The organism is Leptospira perdikensis (assembly GCF_004769575.1).
Taxonomy (GTDB): Bacteria; Spirochaetota; Leptospiria; order Leptospirales; family Leptospiraceae; genus Leptospira_A; species Leptospira_A perdikensis.
Window position 1 is genome coordinate 349,173 of record NZ_RQGA01000014.1, and the last position, 18,524, is coordinate 367,696.

Below are 18,524 nucleotides of genomic sequence, written 5' to 3' on the forward strand. Positions count from 1 at the left end.
TCGCAAACATTAGTATTTTGTACTCCGGAATGTTTCCACACTATATGTTTCTTTTTTGTTCCCATCCAAATAAAAAATAGAAACTTTCACCCGGAAAACTTTTAATACTCCACCTGTTTCAAAACTTTTTTTCTGGCCTCTTTTTTTCATTAAATCACTAAAACCTACATCCTTATCACCTAACATATCTTTTGGTGCTTTATTACGTAGTGCTTCTGCATTCGGACCACCAGCTAGTTTGAGTAAGTCCATTTCTTCTTCTTTGATTTCTGTTTCAAAGGTATAACCAGGAAAAGCTTCGATCGAACCCCGAGAGGTATCAGTTTGCATGGTAGTGGAAGAATCCACTTGTGCCATTTTGATTTTGGCCAAATGAACTGCATTGGCAAGTAAAACAGCCTTTTTCTGATAAGAAATTCCCTCTGCTATAAGAGAATAAGTATATGTCATTACCATCGCTGCCATAGCCATAGCAATGGTGACTTCAAAGAGAGTAAATGCCGAACGGATATTTTTACTTAGGTTGGGTTTTCGCATTGGAGTCCACCTGTTCATCCCGTTCGTCCAGTCCATAAGAAACCTTTTGTATAGATGCCGGTTCTGGTTCTGGAAAGTATTCAGTTTTATGAATTTTGATTTTTCCACCATAACGGTAGATTTGAATGGTCCTCTTAATTTCGGTATCGGAACCCACGTATAAAAATAAGTCTGTTGTTGTACCTTGCGGAGTAAAAACGATACGGATTTTTCCTTCCGACCTTGGTTTTCCACCTAAGTCACGTACGCTGACAATTTTCGAATAAAACGGAAGAGTATTTTTTTTTAGAATGGGTTCTTCTTCGAGTCCACCCTCTTCTCTTTTTAAAAGGAAAAACTGATATTCTCTTTTTTCGAAGTCATATTGAAATAAAACAGCTTGATTCGTGAGTTGAGCTTTGTTGTATCCGAACTTAAAAGATTCCTGTAATTTAACAGCGATATCTTCCGTAGAAGGAACAATGAGGTTACGAAGAGTTCCCCCAACAATCACCATGATAAGACCAAGGATGGAGATCACAACGACGATCTCAATTAAGGTGAGACCATCGCGTAATTTTCGTTTGGTTTTCAGAACCGGTATTTTATCGGAAAGCTGCCGGGTAATCATCCGGTGAAAGGATATTAAAGTCTTTACCTTTTCCTTCTCCACCTTCTTTTTTATCTTCACCTAAGGTTAAAATCTGAGGAACAGAACCTTCAAACTTTAACACGTATGGTGTTTTCCACGGATCTTTTAGAACTGCCTTTTCACGGATGATAGGTTCGTAATCATCACCGATTTTATCATCGTCTGGTTTTTCAATGAGAGCTTGTAAACCCTGTTCTTCGGAAGGGTATTTGTCATACACTTCTAAGTAACGTTCCAGAGCTGTTTTGAGAACGGCGCTATCATTTTTCAGTTTCAATTTTTTTTCGCCTTCACCCCGGTTTCCGATACTGGAGTAAAGAATTGCCATAAGAGACCCTAAAATGAGCATTACCACGGTAATCTCGATTAGGGTAAGTCCCTCACGTATCTTTCTGTGTTTCCCTTTAGTTTTCATAAACTCTACATCCCCTGGATTTCTTGAGTTAGTTTGTACATTGGCGTCATAATTGCCGCCATGATTGTAAAAATAATTCCACCCATTACAATGATCATCATTGGTTCTAATGATTGGGTCAAAGATTTTATTGCCGTGTCTACCTCGGATTCATAGATTTCCGAAAGTTTATTCATCATTTCGGGAACTTTATCGGATGCTTCTCCAGCACTGAGCATCCCGAGTACCATTTGAGGAAGGACCTGCGATCCTTGTAGGGAGTCGGAGAGTTTCCCCCCCTCTTTAATTTTAATGATAGCACTATCAATTTCTTCTTTAAAAACCGTATGGCCCACAACATCAGAAACAATGTTCAAAGACACGATGAGAGGTACCCGGTTCATGAGAAGAATGGATAAATTCCGAGCAAAATTGGAAACAAGGATCTTACGTAACAAAGTTCCAATCACCGGAAGGCCAAGTAAAAATTTGTCCCAAACTTTTTTACCTTCCCCCGAACTTTTCCATTTCATAAATCCAAGAAGGCCACCGGCCAAAGCCCCTAAAATAAAAAACCAATAGTTGGTTAACACATAGGATAAAAAAATTACACTTCTTGTGAGTAGAGGTAATTTTGCATCAAATGAAGCAAATAGTTGTTCAATTTGTGGGATCACCACAACGAGAAGGAATATAGAAACACCGAGAGAAAGTAAACCCATAATCATGGGATAAATCATCGCCACTTGGACTTTGGATTTTAATTCTGAAGATTTCTCTTCCAACTCCGCTAACCGGTGCAAGGTGTTTTCATAATTACCCGTTGACTCACCCACAGAAATCAAACTGGGATACTGGTCAGGGAAAACTGTTTTGTGTTTTTTCATGGACTCAGAAAGACTCATTCCTTCCGTAATGTCCGCTCGCATCTCTATCAAAACTTTTTTGAAATAGATATTTTCCACTTGGTCAATGATAGAAAGTAAACATTTATCAAGAGGAATCCCTGCACCAATCAGAGTTCCTAACTGTTTACAAAATAATCCGACTTCCTTTCTTGGGATTCGGTATAATAACTTAGATAAAAATGGAAATAGTTCTCTTTCTTCTTTTTCACGGTCTTCTTGAATGGAGCGAACATAAAGACCCTTCGCCTTTAGCTTGTTCCGTGCCGCCTGCAAATTAGGCGCATCTATGATATTCTTTTCTTCTTTGCCCTTTCGATTGAATGCAACGTAAGTAAAGAGTGGCATAAAATTTAGGATACCCGAAGGACTTCTTCTGGAGTGGTAACACCTTCGATCACCTTGAATTTGCCGTATTCTTGGAGAGTGGAAAGTCCGTTTTTCACAGCAAGTTCTTTGATCCTGTTGGCATCGGCACCTTGTAAAATGGCACGTTTGATTTCATCATTCATGGTGAGAAGTTCATACAAACCAGTTCTGCCTTTGTATCCAGAGTTTAGACAGGAAGAACAACCTTTCCCGCGGTAGAGGACTCCATTTTTTAATTCTTTTCTCTGGATTCCAAGACCTGCCAAATCCTTGTCAGTAGGTTTGTATGATGTTTTACAATCTTTACAAATTACCCGGACAAGCCTTTGCGCCATAAACCCAAGTACGGAACTTGTGATCAAATATGGTTCAATTCCCATATCCACAAGCCTTGTGACAGCAGCGGAGGCGTCGTTAGTATGTAGAGTGGAAAAAACCAAGTGACCAGTGAGAGAGGCTTGAATCGCAATCCTTGCCGTTTCTTCATCTCGAATCTCCCCCACCATAACCACATCCGGATCTTGACGAAGAATAGAACGAAGGCCTGCAGCGAAAGTGAGACCAATTTTATCATTCATCTGCATTTGGGAAATCCCATCCATTTGGTATTCCACGGGATCTTCACAAGTGATGATATTACGTTCTTCCGTATTGATTTCTGAAAGTGCGGAATAGAGAGTTGTCGATTTACCAGATCCAGTAGGACCTGTTACCAGAATAATCCCATAGGGTCTATAAATGAGTTCTTTAAAATCGTTGAGAATTTCTTTATTGAAACCCATCGTCTCGATTGAATACTTTTGATCCGTTTTATTTAAAATCCGCATTACAATCCGTTCTCCGAATTGACAAGGGATGATAGAAACCCGAACGTCCACATCTTTTCCAGCTAACCGAAGTTTGATCCTACCATCTTGTGGCAAACGGTTCTCCGCAATATTCAAATTGGACATGATTTTGATACGAGTTGAGATTCCCGCTAAGTATGACTTAGGTGGACTTAATACTTTCTGTAAAACACCATCCACACGATAGCGAACCACCACGGATTTTTCAAATGGTTCTACGTGGATATCCGAAGCTCTTTCGGAGACGGCTTGCGATAAAATCACATTCACCATCTTAATGATGGGAGCTTCGTTGGAAAGATCGAGTGCATCGGATTCAAAGGCATCGGATAGATCACCAAAACTCCCATCCATCTCATCCATCATTTCTTTGGCTTCGGCAGTGGTTTTATCGAACTGGGAGTGGATGATCCTCATGATCTCGTTTTCTGTAGCGAGAACAAACTGGATCTCAAATCCTTTTAGAAAGGAACGCATATCATCCATAGGATGGAGATCCGTTGGGTCAGAAGTGGCAACGACTACTTTTTTGCCTTTAACTGAGACTGGAACAATTTTAGAACGTTGGACGAGTTTTAGAGGAATTTTCCCAAAAACATCTTCATTGGCAACAAACTCAAGTTTGTCGATAAACTCAATTCGGTGGAGTTTCGATAGTGCCTTTAGAATATCAGTTTCAGAAGCGAGGCCTTTTTTCTGTATGATATGAGTGATCGGAAGATTCGTTTTTTCCTGTTGTTTGGAAATATCTTCGAGATCCTTTAAAGTCAGGATCCCATCTTCTAATAAAATTTGACCTAAACTCTTTCTCATCGCAGTTTCTTTTCTCGTTCGTCGACCATCCTTTCTTGTTCATTTTTCTTTTGGATGGTGATACGATCCGATTTGTCTCGGTCGTCCAGAATATGCGGTGTTAAAAACACCATCAAATTGGTTTTACGATTTTGGTTTGTGGTTCTACGAAAAAGTGTTCCAAGGAGCGGAATCTCCCCTAAAATCGGGATCTTTTGAACTTTCTTTTGTTTGTCATTGGAAAGTAGTCCCCCAATTACAATCGTTTGGATATTGTCCACAACGATTGTTGTTTTGATATCTCGTTTGTTAAAAGTTGGGTTTCCGCCCGTTGCTTCTGAAGAAATTCCTGCAACGTTTTTAATCTCTTGGTAAAGATCTAAGGTGATACGATTGTTTTTATTAATGTGTGGAGTGAATTTCAACTTAATCCCTGTTGGGCGATATTCAAAGTTTGCCACAGTCACAGCATTGTCTCCACCAAGACCGGCGTTACGGTTCTGGGTTCGGACAGGTACATCTTGCCCCACATTGATCTCAGCTTCCTGGTTGTCCAAAGTCAAAATCTGAGGTGCTGATAATACATTGAAGTTTTCATTTGTTGAGTTAGCGTTTAAAATACCAATGATTTGTTGGCCCCCACGACGGATGAAACCAAGTGAAAAACCAGAAAGTGTGTTTACGTTCGTGGGTCGTCCGTTTTTATCAATCACACCCCCTTGAGCCGCAAGACCAGTGTTAAACTGTCCATATGCCAATTCCTGGTAACGCCAGTCGATACCAAAATCATTTAAATCAGTAGAACTTAACTCTACAATCAGAACCTCAAGTAACACCTGTTTTCTGGGTGTGTCCAAAATTTTAATAATTTTTTTGATTTCTTCCCATTCCTGAGGAGTCGCAGTCACAATCAGTGAGTTGGATTCTTTGTGGGCAACAGCTTTGATTTTATCTTGTTTGCCTGGAACTTTTGCTTGTTGTGCCACAGGTTGCGGAGGTGGTGTTGGTTTCCCATCTGGGCCCGGTTCACCGGGAGGACCCTGAGCCGGAGTCGTCGGAGCATCAGGCATATCCAACTTGACTAAAATGGCTGCCAATTTTTCTGCTTCATTGTATTCTAATGTATAAATATGAATATCTCCGGCGGAAGAGATGGAACCTGGACCATCCGCTCGAACATCTAAATTATCAACTAACTTAAGTAATTTGTTAATATCTGATGTAGATCCAGAAAAAATCAAAGTGTTTTGATTTTTAGGAATGATGATGTCTGTATCAGGAGACGTAACTCGCTTTAATATTGGTTCAAGTTCCACTGCATTCGAAAACTCTAAGGGAACAATCTGTGTAATGGTTTTGTTTAAGGATACTTCTGATTCAGAAACCGGATCCTTACCGATACGAACGATAGGAGACTTGGCAAGTGCATCTTTGATTTTGACTACTTTAATGAGATCGTTTTCTTCGATAAGACCAAAACCTTGTGTCTCCAAAACGGATTTCATAAATCCGTATGCATCTTCTATTTTCACTCTTTTTTGTGAAATGATGGTGATCTTCTTTCCTTTCACAGCATCATCAATGAGAATGTTCCGTTTGATGATGGCGCTCATTCCCATAAGGAAGTCTTTGAGTTCCGTATCTCTCCAATCAGCGGTAAAACTTGCCGGTTCCGGAGAAGACTTGGCCTTTGGTTTTCCTTTCTCTTGGGAAAAACTAGGAGTGACTATTAAATAAAGGCAAATACTGAGTACAACGATGGGAAGACGATTTCTCATTTTAATTCCGAATGATAAATTCATATGTGATTATTTTGCCTTGTCTTTCTAAATCCACTGTAATTTTCGGAGCTTGTTTGATCGAACCCCAAATTTCCAACATTTTCTCTGTTTCGTTCAGTGGCATTCCATTGACTCGTTTGATAATATCCCCACCGCGAGCGCCTAGGGAATAAAACACATGGTCTTTTGCCACCTGATAGATCTTGTAACCCTCGATCTTTCCGTCTACCAAATGCGGGCCAAACCTTGCATTTTTATAGATAGTATTCGGGTCTTTCAATTTGCGATTTACGTCCTCACGGGAAAGAACTTTTTGAACCGTTTGGCTGGAAGGTCCTAAATTGGAAACGGCAGCTGCATCTTTCGGCCGGATTCGTTCCTTCGCTTGCGCTGGAGTTTCGCCGATATTCACCCGAAGGCTTAGACCACCCTTTTTTAATACCACGTAATGTTGTTCGATCGTTTGGATTTTATAACCGCCCACCATTTCACCAGTTCCATACTCTTCAGAATCGTTGTTTTGTTTTTCCCGGATGGTCACTCGAGCAAAAGACCAGTGACCCGAAAGAGTTCCGGTAATCAACATTTGGTCATCATCCCCGTTGTCTTGAGCAATTTCCGGATCTAGTGGAGCCCCATCTGCCCCTCGTTTGGTGGCATCATTAGGATCATACACTTGGCCTCGGATTAAATTTCCGGTAACGATATCTTCATAGGTGCTGACAGCCAAAATGACTTCTTGGCGCATTTGTTTAGGTCGGACATTGCCTGCGGCACTAATCCCCGTTTCTGTAGAAAACAAAAGTAAAAGGACAAGTTTTAACAGATAGGCAAGAGAAAAAGAGAAAAGTAAAACTGCCGGAATCAATGTCAAAAATTGACTCGATTGGATTCTTTGAAGGATTAAATTCATGCTCCCCACAAATCGGAGAAAGGCTCCGACTACATTCCGGCTACTTCAGATTTAGGGAGTTTGGTGACTTGTTTTTCCGTGATGCTAAGAGCCGATTCAGGATTCATAATCTTCCCGTTTCGAAACACTTCAAAATGCAAATGTGCACCTGTTGCCGTTCCTGTCCTTCCGACAAGAGCCACAACACGACCCATCTTCACCGTTTCCCCAACCTCAACTAAAATCTGGGAACAGTGGGCGTAAACTGTTTTATAACCGTTTTTGTGTTGGATGGTAACCGAATTTCCGTACCCACCATTGCGGCCTGTAAAAACCACTTCTCCGTCGGCCGAAGAAAGGACGGGAGCTCCCACTTTGGCTGCTAGGTCAAGACCCGTATGATAAACACGGTTGTATTTATTGAAAGGATCAACTCGCCTTCCATACCGAGAAGTCACTCGGCTTTGCGGAACTGGCAGAATGAAGATTTTTTTGAGAACCACTCGAGAAGAGGAAGCATTCTTCACTTGCACTGGGACTTCCAAAACCTGACCAATTTTTAGTTGGTCAGAGTTTAGCCCATTGTGTTTTTTTAGTTTCGCTAACTCAATGGAAAAGGAACGAGCAATCTTTGAGAGATTGTCCTTCTTTTGGACTGCATATTTTTTGATAATGATACCGGACTCGTGGACCACTGTATTGCTGACTACAGGAGAAACATCGATGTATTTGGGAAGGTCGAGTGAGGCTAGTTCCACTTCTTCTTCTTCGGAAGAAGTATTGACACCTACGGAAAAGAGTTTGTGGACTTCAGCTTCTTGTGATTGAGAGCCGAAAAGACGAAACATTCCCGATTCACCGCCAGGTAATGTTTCATTAATCTCTGAATGGATTTTTTGAAATGGATTGGCTATAATTTGGGTTCCCGATAGAACCAAAAGGGAAACTGTTACCAACCGAAGGACCTTCACAAGTAGAATATCGGGACTTGGGGGCAAGAATCTTGAACAAGAAACAAAGAAAGAATCAAAACGAACCACTGGAGACAATACGACTTCCCTAATCATTATTTCTTTTTTTTGACATTGGCTTCGACTAGAGTGAATTTTTTACCAACCCACTCTTCGATATCTTCCAAATCATATTGCTTTTTCTTCACATCATCATTGATGATGTAGGCTGCCAATTTTCCCACAGAAGACTCTCTCGAATCAGCAATGGGATAAACCTTCAACTTTAACAGAGAAGGAGTGGACTCGATATAGATCTTAACTAAGGTTCCTTTCTTCCAAACTTCTGTCTGAGAGAATTTGATTTCCTCTTGTAAGGCATATGTCTTTCCATCATAGAATTCATTGATTTCCCTTAATCTTTCTTTTTTGATCAACCGTTGAGAACAGTGACTGAACGCAAGGAGAAGAACGAGGGGAATTACACGAATGATACTACAATCCAAAGCAAACTCTTAGGAAAAGTCACCATGATGCCTTAATTATGAAAAGTCTTTTTTATTTTTTGGCCCAAAAGAGAGACTTCAGCACCCATAACAGTATGATCCCCAAACGAGCAGAAGTCGGAAGTCTGTTATACGAATGGAATGGAACGAAAGAAATCCAAGTGGAAGTGGGTATCCGCAGAGGACTTCCTAATTTCCAAATTTTAGGTTCCGCAACTTTATCCACCAAAGAGTCGAGAGACCGTATTCGTTTGGCTTTAGAGGCTTCTGGATACCAATTCCCACTCGAAACCATCATTATCAATTTAAAGCCTGCCCATATTCCCAAACGGGTGGTTTCTTTGGATTTGGCCATGGCTGCTGGCATCCTTCTTGCCACAGAACAAATTCCAAATCCACCATATCCTGTTCGTTATCTCGGTGGTTTGGGTTTGGACGGAAGGATCCTCGGAGGAAAAGAACTACTTCCCTACTTATGGCAAAGTCCTGAGTCAATGGATCATTCTTTTTGCCTTCCTGCATCCTTAGAAAAAGAATCTCTCCCTCGTGGAAGGTATCAATTTATAGAACACTTGGAAGACTTAAAAAACCTACCTGAGGCAAGACCGAACACAAGAGATTCAGTGGAACCCACCTGCTCTTTAGTTTGGGATACGGTCCACTTGGATCCTTACCAAATGAAAGTCTTTCAAGGACTGCTTTATTCTATCCTGGGAAGCCACCATAGTTTGGTTTTAGGAAGTCCAGGATCAGGAAAGACAATGCTCCACAGACTGGTGGAACCCTTACTCCCACCAAAAGATGCGAGAGACCAGAGTGACCAAGGCATTTGGACCTCTCGTGGTGAATTTGAAATCCCCACAAACAAAAGACCTTTCCGATCCCCTCACCACTCAGCAACAGAAGTGGGACTTGTTGGCGGTGGACTTCCTTTCCAACCAGGTGAGATCTCCAAGGCCTACGGAGGAGTTCTTTATTTGGATGAAGCACTGGAATTCAAAGACCGTATTTTAGATAGTCTACGGATGCCCATGGAAGACTCCTATTTGGAGATAGTCCGGATGAATGAAAAAACAAAACTTAAAACCGATTTTACTCTGATGTTATCAGCAAACCCCTGCCCTTGTGGGAACTATCACAGTAAGCAGACTTGCCATTGTTCCCTACAGAAGATTCGTCTGTATTTACAAAAAATCAGTGGTGCCTTTCTCGATCGAATCACCATCTTTCAAACATTATTCGAAACAACAAATGATCGATGTATCAAACTAGAAGAAATAAAAATGAAAGAACTTCTATTAGAGCGTTTTTTGTTTCGGAAATCAAGAGTGATCCCCGAGGGAGAGGAAAATAAAATTCAAAAAATCTTAGATACAGAACACCAAACCAAACAACTATCCTTACGAAAGAAAAAACAAATCATTTCTTTAACAAGGACCATTGCTGATTGGAATCTCTCCTCCCGAACAAAGGAAGTACACATCTGGGAGGCAGTTCAATACTGTATCGGTTACCAGTGGATTTATAGTTTAGGGTAATTACTTTGAAATAAAATGCGATATTTCCATCGCAATTTTATTGATCGCATAATCCATATAAGCTGGATCATCAATCTTCTTCTTGTAATTTTCGAATTTTTTCTGAATGGTAGATGCCATTCCCCTTTTCCGGAGTAATACCGGATCTGGACCAAATTCGTCGGTTTCTGCTAAATTTCCAAAAATACTAAATTGTCTCATGCGGTTACTTCCTTGTAACAATCAAACTCTCATCCTTGAGAGCGTTTTCCCTTAAGGGATACATGACCAATCGGCCCGGTTCAAAAATCCCTTGATGAAGTATTTAGAAGATTGACGAATAAAAACGAACTTCCTTTTTTTCAGAGATATGGATCAAATTAAACGAAGGTGTTAGGTGACAAAAAGCAGGAATCTCCGTTAGTAAATAGTAATATACCTTCCGCATTCTACGGCGTTTTGTCTCATGAAAGCATTCTAAGGGATGAAATCCGCTACTTTCGTTCCAGGCCTTTACCTCAGAACAATGTAAAGAATCGTGCCAAATACTAATTATGTCTAATTCACCAAAAGACTTCCGGTAATTCCGAAAAAGAATCAAATGCCCAATTGACTCCAAGTATTCGGCTGCGATGTCCTCGCCGACCTTTCCCCACTTTGTTTTTTCTCGCATTCTGGGAGGTTCCAAAAATGGTTTGAATCGGGAGTTTTAATATATCTGTGAAAAAGGAATGGCTTGTTGGATATAGAGATTCAGGTCTTTCATAAGATCCACAAATTCTAAATGTTTGAGGCGTTTGCCTTCTGTATCTTTTGTCACCCGTACTACCGGGCGAAGGGGTTTGTCTTTATTGGATTCAATGACCATACCCATTCTTAGGTCAGAAAGAATGACTCCGGACCCTACAGGGAACATAGAAAGTTTATTTAAAAACAACCTTACCATTTTTAAATCAAAACGGTTCACGTTTTCGCTAATCATAATCTTCATAGCTTCATAAGGAAGGATGGCCTGTCTATATGGTCTTGGATGGATCATTGCAGCGAATTGATCCGCGATCATAAATACTTTTGTGAGTTCTTCAATTTGGTTGGCTAAAATTCTCTGTGGATAACCGGAACCATCGACTGCTTCATGATGTTGTAAAGCCACAATGGCGAGAGAGTTTTTTAACTTCAATCTTTGGGTAAGAATTTGGTAACCGGTCACCGGATGGCGTTTGATGGTTTTGAGATCCAGTTCGGAGAGGGTCCCTTTTTTTTCGGAAACTTCTTCGGGAACCGTCACCATTCCAATGTCGGCAAAAAGAGATGCGAGGGCCAAATCAATCAGTTTAGGCCGAGAAAACTCTAAAAAGTTTCCGAGCATGACGGAAAAAAAAGTCGCATAACAAATATGAGTGTATAAATAATAACCAGAATGGGAATGAGATAAAAGTAAAATGGGGATCTGTGCATTGGCCTTGGTATGGTCTGCAATCCGTTCGGCAATTTCCCGAAATTCCCTTATCTCCGTATAACGGCCCTCAGATGCTGACCTATACGTTTTTTGGACCAAATCAAAACAATCTTTAAAAACGGCATTAAACTCAACTTTAGTGGTATTGGCTTTCTCTAATAGATATTTGAACCTTGTCGAGTTTTCATCATCCTGATAAAAAGGAAGGTTGGTATCAAAATATCCGGGTCCTTGTCCTGGAGCGGTTTTATCCCCTCCATCAGCCATCACCTTTTCTCCATCAGTTAACACAAAGGTAATTCCAAATTGGACCAAGCGGTCTAAGTCTTGTTGTGTGATAGGTTGGTCGGCACCGACAAAAACTGTATCCTTATCTAGATAAATTGACTTAGTATACTTGGATCCAGGTTCTAAGTCACGTATAGAGATTTTCCGCATAATTGCGTAAATCCTAGTAAGAAGCGTAGAAACTTCAATTGTTTTTCTTTTGTCTCTCTAAAACAAGGATTCGAAACACTGCTGCTACTGCATCATACAAATCCCTTGGAATTTCTTTCCCATTAGGGAGATGATCTAAGGTTTGTACCATCACTTCATCTTGAATGATAAGAACACCTGACTCACGCGCGATACGAATCAAATTCTCAGCAAATCTTCCTTCAGCTTTCGCAACGAGTTTTGGTGCCATATGGAGGGCTGGATCATAAGCAAGGGCAGCCATTTTTTGTTTCATCTATAATCACCGTTAAAGGAATCTTCCTTCCAAGTTTCCATTTGCACCGAACGAATTTGGGGAAAGTCCCGAATTAAATCCACAAATGATTTGGTAAAACTCTCTCCTTGAAAGGACCTTTCTGTGGTGAGTTGTACGAGGATCGGTTTTTCTTTTTCGGGATCATAATGAAACTGGATTCCCATTGCTCCGGTTTCTTTCGATTCCCAAAACACATAGAGAACCAAACCTTTGTTTTTTGGTTCCACAATCATTTGTAATGATTCTTTCGCATCAGGATGAATATAAGAAAGTAGATCCGTAAATCCAGTTTCTCCCAGTAAATAATTCCAAAGTGGTTTTAAATCAGAAACTTCAATTGTTTTCGAATCTGCTTGTGTGGCCATCCATTGGGTCCAACGCATTCGATTCTGTATCTTTCCTGAATTGGTTTGCACTTCCTTATCAAACCCTTTTGCCATCATATGTTTAGAATCAAGAAGATCGTTTTGGATGCGAACCTTCGTCTGCGGACGACCACTACCTATAGTAGATAAGCCTTGTTGTGATGTACTGCTTTCTGATAAGAAAAAGTGATCCTTTTTCTGCTGGGTCAACTTGCCCATAGAAACAAACAAAGGCAGAGGGCTAAGATTAGAAAAGAGTGGGCTCACTCCCTTCCTTTCGGAGGAATTTACAAAAACTCAACCTATGAATGGGAGAAATTCCGAGTTTTCCCAGAGCTTCCCGATGTTCTTCGGTTCCATACCCTTTGTGTTTGGCAAACCCATAACCTGGGTGTTTTAAATCCATTTTTTCCATATATTCATCTCGATAGGTTTTGGCAAGAATGGAGGCAGCCGAAATGGAAGGAATCAAATCGTCCCCCTTCGGAAGAGAAAAATAACCTTCGATGGGTTTTGTGATCTTTAGTTTATAATTTCCATCGGCGAGAAGAAATGGTTTCGTATCTAATAATTGGTCTTCGCTCTGACTTATCTTTTCTTTGCCGGAAGGAGTGGTCGCATTCGAATTTTCATTCTCCTTATTCTTGGATGCCAATAGTGGGAGATGAATCGGCAAACACCGGTTCATACCATAAAAAATGGCCTGATTGATATTGAACCGGTCAATGAACTTTGCACTCACAAAAGTCACACGATAATAAGAAACATATTTTAGGATTTCTGTACGGAGTTCGATTCGTTTGGGTTCAGGAATCTTTTTGGAATCACGAAGTCCTTTTAGGATTTCACCGTTTTTGATTTTTTCCAAGGTCTGGAGATCAAAGGAAACACAACCCACAGAAACGGGGCCGGCAAGCGTACCACGACCTGCTTCATCGAGTGAAAAACAGGTCAGGTGAGGGATTTGAAATTCAGGAAAGAACGGTCGTGTAACGACCGTTTCAAGAGAGATTATGCGCTAGGTGCTTCTGCAGCTTTTGCTTGTGCAAGAGCGGCTTTAGAAGCCTCATCCTGTCTCTTTTTATCTTTCGCAACGATCGCTTGACCGCCTTTTCTTTCTTTGATACGTCCCGCTTTTCCTTTTTTATCACGGAGATAGAAAAGTTTTGCACGACGAACAGATCCTTTACGAACGAGTTCAATCTTTGCAATTCTTGGGCTATGAAGTGGGAAAATTCTTTCCACTCCGATATCATAAGAAACTCGTCTTACAGTAAAGGTTTTGCTTTGTGATTTGTTTGCAATAGAGATCACAATACCTTCGTAAACCTGAACCCGCTCTTTACCAGATTCAACGATTTTGTAGTGAACTTTTACAGTATCACCAATTTCGAAATTAAGTTCGTTCTTTGCTTCGCCTGCGAGTGCTGTTTCTAGAATCTGATTCATGGCTTCCTCTAAGAATGATTTCTTGTTTTGCGGTTTTTTTGCCGCCATTTCCGGATCTCTTCATGATGTCCACCGAGGAGCACATCCGGAACAGTCCAACCCATAAAATCATAGGGTTTTGTATATTGGGGGTATTCTAATTCTTCCGTTTCGTTGTGCGACTCTTCTAGAAGACTTTCTTCTTTTCCTAAAAATCCCGGAACAAACCGAGAAAGGCAATCAGCAACAACGAGAGCAGCTAAATCCCCCGATGAAATAACATAGTTTCCAATGGCCACTTCCCTGTCAATTAAATGCTCCGCGACACGATGGTCGACCCCTTCGTAATAGCCTGAAATCAAGGTGATGGTTGCGGAAGACTCATAAATTTCGCGAGCAAGCGTTTGGTTGAACAATTCTCCCGAGGGACTGAGAAGGATGACTTTCCCTTTATCTTCGCCAAGGGATTCTAGAGCCCGGAAAATCGGGCCCACTTGTAAAAGCATCCCCGGCCCACCTCCGTAAATGGTATCGTCCACCTTTTGGTGTTTGTTGTCTGCAAAGTCCCGGAGATGGACGGTGTTGATTTCCACCACCCCTTGTTTCACCGCTTTCCCTGGGATTCCAGTATCAAAATAGGAGGTAATTTTTTCTGGGAAAAGAGTGATGAAATTAAACTTCAAACCACTGCTCCCAGCCTATGATTTCTAAGGTTTTGGATTCTAAGTTCCAATCTCCCACAAACTGATGTAGAAAAGGAATGAGGACAGTTTCGCCTTCGCCATTTTTTGGTTTTAGTTCCAAAATGGGATGAGCGGGATTGTCAATGACTTGGGTCACTACATAATTTAGAGAACCATTTGTTTCTTTGGAGATGGCAAGGAGACCCACCAAATCTTCGGTATAAATTTCCCCTGCTGTAGGTTTCGGCAATTCATCCCTTTTCCACATCAAAGAAAACCCACGGTATTTGATCACAGTTTCTGGCGTTTCAAAACCTTTTAGTTTTAAAAGGAAATGGTTTCCGTTGGGTTTGATTTCTTCGATTTGGATCGTGGACTGGTTCCCACGAGGATCTTCAACAGTGCAGGTAAGCGGTGGTTTTGCAGAACTTAGGGTGTCACCTTCTGTAAAAAGTTTGATGAACCCTTTGATTCCATGTGAGGATCCGATGACCCCCACTTTCACTAAACTTGGTTTAGTCGACAATTTCTAAAGTATAGTTTTTGCCTTGTTTGGTTCCGGCTGCTTGTAAAACAGTTCGCAAAGATTTTGCAATCCTTCCGTTTTTTCCGATCACCTTACCTAGGTCTTTCGCTGCTACCCGAAGTTCGATCACTGTTTCTTCCTCTCCGGGGACTTGATTGACAGCCACTTGTTCTGGTTGGTCAACGAGAGATGTAACGATATAACGAACTAAGGATTCCATGTATCAATTAACCTTTGAACTTTGACCAAACGTCGTCTTTTTTCAAAAGAGCAAGAACTGTATCAGTAGGTTGTGCACCTTTTTTAAGCCAAGAAAGTGTTTTTTCTTCATTGAAAGTTGCTTTTTTCACAGAAGAAGTAGTTGGGTGAAAGTGCCCAATCGCTTCAATGAACTTTCCGTCACGCGGAGCACGGATATCAGCTGCTACGATGCGATAGTGCGGGTCTGCTTTTGTTCCCGTTCTTTGTAATCTTAATTTAACCAAGGAAAAATACCCCTTTTATAGCGAGTTTTTTGAATAGGGACGATATGTCAAGAGCGAGTTCTAGCACTTGCAGCGAGATCCTTTAATTTTTTGCCCTGTGCATTTGGGTCCCCTGTTTTATAAAGCCCTGAACCCACAACCGTAATGTCCACACCGAGTTTTGCAAGCTCCTCCATATTGGATTCGTTCACTCCCCCATCCACTTCCAATTCAATATTGTAAGGTTTGGTGAGTTTCCGAACGGCAGCAATTTTTTCAAATCCTGATTTTACGAAAGATTGCCCATAAAATCCAGGATCCACTGTCATGAGTAATACAAGATCCAAATAAGGGAGGATTTGCGAGATGGATTCCGGTGAAGTTTGTGGGTTGAGCGATACTCCCACTTTGATTCCGGCCTTTCGGATCTCTTCCGCAAGTCTTACTGAAAAATTCGTAGTTTCAATATGGAAAGTAATACAATAAGGATTGAGGTCAAAGTATTTGGGAACATGGAGTTCCGGATTACTTACCATAAGATGAACATCTAAAGGAATATTAGTATGGGATTTAACTTCCTTGGTAAAAGCTTCACCAAAAGAAATTTGAGGAACAAAGTTTCCGTCCATCACATCAATATGGATGAGGTCGATATTTTCTTTTTTGTATGTGGGAAGCTCTTGTGAAAGTCCCGTAAGTTTTGCTGCGAGGATTGATGCAGAAATTTTCATATTAATAAGTTCCCTTTAATTTCCAAACCTTGGCTACACCGGTTTCTTTACCAGTCAAAGTAACCTTTACATTCCCCGCTCTATGGATGAGAAAACGGACCGGTTCATCTTCTTTTAGTTTTTGACTGATAAAAATTTCTTTTTCGACTTCCGTATCATCGCCGGGCTTCGTATAACTGATTTTAGCTGAATATAAATCATCGTCGTCAACTTCATACTCAAGAAATTCGTAATCTTGAACAAATGTCTCGGATGGATTTAAAAAGAAAGCACCAACTTCCGCCCCAGTCGGTTTTAATTCAAAGGAAGAAACGAGACCATGTAAGTCACGAAACTCCGGCTTGGTGGCTTCTTTCAAACGATAAGGAATTTTTTTGCGTAATAAATAATCCACTACAAAAGGAACCGGAGTTCCCACGAACTTTGTGGAATCTAATGAATCATTTGAGGATTGGTTGGACTTTTTTTCTGTATTTGGCTCAGTTACGAGTAAATAGATTTTTTCACCAGAATGTGTTTCTTTACCAGGACCGGGAATTTGGTCAACGATGGTATCAGCCGGTTCATCACCCACAGCTGGCACATAAGTGATCCCACCAATTTGTAGAGGTACATACACCTCGCCAGAAAGTACTTTTTCTAAAATGGCCTTGGCTCGTTTGAGATCCTGGCCTTTGACGTCGGGGATAGTGACTCGATCAAATCCAATATTAACAGTGAGATAGAGTTTGGATCCGGCTTCCACTTCCTTACCCGGATCAATGGATTGTGCAAGAATGATCCCATCGGTTTTTTCGGGAATTCTTTGGGTTTCTAAACGGACTTTAAGTTGGAGTCTTTGTAATTCGTTATGAACCTCAATGTAGTTTTTACCAATCACATAAGGCATCATCACCTTTTGTTCTTCTTTGGTTCGTACGACTACGACCATAAAAGCAGCCACAAAAAAAACAAGGAGTCCTAAACCAACAAATAGAACATAACCACTGTAAGGTAGGATTTTTAGAAACTTTTCTTTCACGTAAATGATTCTCCGGCTAAAACCCGCGCCCCATTGAAAAACTCAAATCCTTTCATGGGTTTTTTCCCTTCGGGTTGTAAGGTATCTATACCAAGCAGGTTTCCGTCTCCACAGAGGCAGAAAAGCCTTTTTTTCTGGTAGAGGAAAAAGGAACCAGGAGGGAGATCCGGCGGAATCGGAACCGGTTCCTCGCCTTCTTTTAAAAGAAAGGAGGTGATGAGGATTAGTTTTTTTCCCCGAAATTCGGTCACGGCCAAAGGATCGGGATACAGGGCTCGGATTCGGTTGTGGATGTTTTTTGCCGGTTCCGACCAGTTTACGGGACGGTCGCTTGCAGTGATTTTTTTGCAATGGGTCGCTTCGGCTGCCTTTTGTGGTTTTGCCACCCAAGGGGATTCTTTGGATTCTAATTCTCGCAAAAGCTGAATGAGTTCGGCTCCCCCTTCCTTGGTAATCGACTGCAAAAGAGATGCGGTGGTTTCTGCACTTTCCACCTTCCACGACTTTTGAGAAATGATATCCCCTGAGTCTACTTCCTTTGCTAAAAATTGAATCGTAAATCCGGAATTCTCCTCGCCACTCAAAAGAAAACTTTGAACCGGGGAAGCACCACGGTATTTCGGGAGCAAACTTCCATGTAGGTTGATGCTTCCAAATTTGGGATCTTGGAACACAATTTCTGGAACAATCGATCCATAGGCATACACAATATGAACAGGAGAACCGTAAGATAAAATTTGTTTTTGAGCTTCTTCATCGGTTCGGAGTTTCGGAGATTGGATGACAGGGATTCCCTTTGTTATGGCCAGTTCCTTTACGGGAGTTGGTGTGATGATTTGTTTTCTTCCCACTGGTTTGTCGATATTGGTCACAACAAAGTCGACGGTAAACCCAGCATCGATTAAGATAGAAAGTAATTCCTTGGAGTGTTCTGGAGATCCAAAGTATCCAATTGAAAGTTTCATATTTTT

The 18,524-nt window shown here is 41.1% G+C and carries 24 protein-coding genes; 1 reads left to right on the plus strand and 23 read right to left on the minus strand.

All coding sequences use genetic code 11. The features are described 5' to 3' along the window. Window positions 1-9 precede the first annotated feature (9 nt). From EHQ49_RS14405 to EHQ49_RS14445, 9 genes are read right to left on the minus strand one after another with little or no spacing between them, the layout of a single operon-like run. Window positions 10-537 carry a prepilin-type cleavage/methylation domain-containing protein gene (locus EHQ49_RS14405; protein WP_135580356.1) on the minus strand — a complete coding sequence of 176 codons (528 nt, stop codon included), beginning with the start codon at window positions 535-537 and terminating at the stop codon, window positions 10-12. After that, on the minus strand, window positions 515-1,147 hold the full coding sequence (locus tag EHQ49_RS14410; protein ID WP_135580357.1) for a prepilin-type N-terminal cleavage/methylation domain-containing protein: 633 nt from the start codon (window positions 1,145-1,147) through the stop codon (window positions 515-517). The genes EHQ49_RS14405 and EHQ49_RS14410 overlap by 23 nt, the downstream gene beginning before the upstream one ends. Further along, window positions 1,122-1,583: a type II secretion system protein GspG gene (locus EHQ49_RS14415; protein ID WP_135580358.1), complete on the minus strand. Its 462-nt coding sequence runs from the start codon at window positions 1,581-1,583 to the stop codon at window positions 1,122-1,124. Before EHQ49_RS14415 ends, EHQ49_RS14410 begins: the two co-directional genes overlap by 26 nt. Window positions 1,584-1,588: 5 nt before the next feature. Continuing rightward, window positions 1,589-2,815: a type II secretion system F family protein gene (locus tag EHQ49_RS14420; RefSeq protein WP_135580359.1), complete on the minus strand. Its 1,227-nt coding sequence runs from the start codon at window positions 2,813-2,815 to the stop codon at window positions 1,589-1,591. Window positions 2,816-2,820: 5 nt separating this feature from the next. After that, window positions 2,821-4,497, minus strand: coding sequence for a type II secretion system ATPase GspE (gspE, locus tag EHQ49_RS14425; RefSeq protein WP_135580360.1), 1,677 nt, complete (start codon window positions 4,495-4,497; stop codon window positions 2,821-2,823). Beyond that, window positions 4,494-6,254: a type II secretion system secretin GspD gene (gspD, locus tag EHQ49_RS14430; protein WP_135580361.1), complete on the minus strand. Its 1,761-nt coding sequence runs from the start codon at window positions 6,252-6,254 to the stop codon at window positions 4,494-4,496. Before gspD ends, gspE begins: the two co-directional genes overlap by 4 nt. Window position 6,255: 1 nt before the next feature. After that, window positions 6,256-7,170 (minus strand): general secretion pathway protein GspC, encoded by a 915-nt coding sequence (locus EHQ49_RS14435; protein WP_135580362.1) that lies wholly within the window; start codon window positions 7,168-7,170, stop codon window positions 6,256-6,258. Window positions 7,171-7,199: 29 nt separating this feature from the next. Next, window positions 7,200-8,198, minus strand: coding sequence for a peptidoglycan DD-metalloendopeptidase family protein (locus EHQ49_RS14440; RefSeq protein ID WP_135580753.1), 999 nt, complete (start codon window positions 8,196-8,198; stop codon window positions 7,200-7,202). Window positions 8,199-8,215: 17 nt separating this feature from the next. Further along, the gene (locus tag EHQ49_RS14445) at window positions 8,216-8,581 is read right to left on the minus strand and encodes a type II secretion system-associated lipoprotein (protein WP_135580752.1); all 366 of its coding nucleotides are present in this window, start codon (window positions 8,579-8,581) and stop codon (window positions 8,216-8,218) included. Window positions 8,582-8,664: 83 nt separating this feature from the next. Between EHQ49_RS14445 and EHQ49_RS14450 the strand changes: the two genes are divergently transcribed. Beyond that, window positions 8,665-10,143 carry an ATP-binding protein gene (locus EHQ49_RS14450; RefSeq protein ID WP_244241499.1) on the plus strand — a complete coding sequence of 493 codons (1,479 nt, stop codon included), beginning with the start codon at window positions 8,665-8,667 and terminating at the stop codon, window positions 10,141-10,143. Here EHQ49_RS14450 and EHQ49_RS14455 read toward each other — a convergent pair whose 3' ends face one another. From EHQ49_RS14455 to fmt, 14 genes are all read right to left on the minus strand, one after another. Continuing rightward, window positions 10,144-10,344: a hypothetical protein gene (locus tag EHQ49_RS14455; RefSeq protein WP_002987385.1), complete on the minus strand. Its 201-nt coding sequence runs from the start codon at window positions 10,342-10,344 to the stop codon at window positions 10,144-10,146. A 103-nt stretch (window positions 10,345-10,447) separates the two neighbouring features. After that, window positions 10,448-10,795, minus strand: coding sequence for a YraN family protein (locus tag EHQ49_RS14460; protein WP_135580363.1), 348 nt, complete (start codon window positions 10,793-10,795; stop codon window positions 10,448-10,450). 36 nt (window positions 10,796-10,831) lie between these two features. Then, complete coding sequence (locus EHQ49_RS14465; protein ID WP_135580364.1) at window positions 10,832-12,019, minus strand: cyclic di-GMP phosphodiesterase; 1,188 nt, start codon at window positions 12,017-12,019, stop codon at window positions 10,832-10,834. A gap of 34 nt (window positions 12,020-12,053) precedes the next feature. Further along, the gene (locus tag EHQ49_RS14470) at window positions 12,054-12,314 is read right to left on the minus strand and encodes an EscU/YscU/HrcU family type III secretion system export apparatus switch protein (RefSeq protein WP_135580365.1); all 261 of its coding nucleotides are present in this window, start codon (window positions 12,312-12,314) and stop codon (window positions 12,054-12,056) included. Continuing rightward, complete coding sequence (locus tag EHQ49_RS14475; RefSeq protein ID WP_135580366.1) at window positions 12,311-12,967, minus strand: hypothetical protein; 657 nt, start codon at window positions 12,965-12,967, stop codon at window positions 12,311-12,313. Before EHQ49_RS14475 ends, EHQ49_RS14470 begins: the two co-directional genes overlap by 4 nt. Next, the gene (locus EHQ49_RS14480; RefSeq protein ID WP_244241500.1) at window positions 12,948-13,598 is read right to left on the minus strand and encodes a ribonuclease HII; all 651 of its coding nucleotides are present in this window, start codon (window positions 13,596-13,598) and stop codon (window positions 12,948-12,950) included. The genes EHQ49_RS14475 and EHQ49_RS14480 overlap by 20 nt, the downstream gene beginning before the upstream one ends. 113 nt (window positions 13,599-13,711) lie before the next feature. After that, window positions 13,712-14,149, minus strand: a complete 438-nt coding sequence (gene rplS / locus EHQ49_RS14485; RefSeq protein ID WP_167481627.1) for a 50S ribosomal protein L19 — start codon at window positions 14,147-14,149, stop codon at window positions 13,712-13,714. Window positions 14,150-14,157: 8 nt separating this feature from the next. Continuing rightward, complete coding sequence (gene trmD, locus EHQ49_RS14490) at window positions 14,158-14,811, minus strand: tRNA (guanosine(37)-N1)-methyltransferase TrmD (RefSeq protein WP_135580368.1); 654 nt, start codon at window positions 14,809-14,811, stop codon at window positions 14,158-14,160. After that, window positions 14,801-15,337, minus strand: a complete 537-nt coding sequence (gene rimM, locus EHQ49_RS14495) for a ribosome maturation factor RimM (protein WP_135580369.1) — start codon at window positions 15,335-15,337, stop codon at window positions 14,801-14,803. Before rimM ends, trmD begins: the two co-directional genes overlap by 11 nt. Continuing rightward, window positions 15,327-15,557 carry a KH domain-containing protein gene (locus EHQ49_RS14500; protein WP_002974362.1) on the minus strand — a complete coding sequence of 77 codons (231 nt, stop codon included), beginning with the start codon at window positions 15,555-15,557 and terminating at the stop codon, window positions 15,327-15,329. Before EHQ49_RS14500 ends, rimM begins: the two co-directional genes overlap by 11 nt. Window positions 15,558-15,564: 7 nt before the next feature. After that, window positions 15,565-15,822 (minus strand): 30S ribosomal protein S16, encoded by a 258-nt coding sequence (gene rpsP / locus EHQ49_RS14505; protein WP_135580370.1) that lies wholly within the window; start codon window positions 15,820-15,822, stop codon window positions 15,565-15,567. A 47-nt stretch (window positions 15,823-15,869) separates the two neighbouring features. Further along, the gene (gene rpe / locus EHQ49_RS14510) at window positions 15,870-16,532 is read right to left on the minus strand and encodes a ribulose-phosphate 3-epimerase (protein WP_135580371.1); all 663 of its coding nucleotides are present in this window, start codon (window positions 16,530-16,532) and stop codon (window positions 15,870-15,872) included. Between the two features lies 1 nt (window position 16,533). Continuing rightward, window positions 16,534-17,553, minus strand: a complete 1,020-nt coding sequence (locus EHQ49_RS14515; protein WP_135580372.1) for a PASTA domain-containing protein — start codon at window positions 17,551-17,553, stop codon at window positions 16,534-16,536. Beyond that, the gene (gene fmt, locus EHQ49_RS14520) at window positions 17,550-18,518 is read right to left on the minus strand and encodes a methionyl-tRNA formyltransferase (protein WP_135580373.1); all 969 of its coding nucleotides are present in this window, start codon (window positions 18,516-18,518) and stop codon (window positions 17,550-17,552) included. The genes EHQ49_RS14515 and fmt overlap by 4 nt, the downstream gene beginning before the upstream one ends. Window positions 18,519-18,524 lie beyond the last annotated feature (6 nt).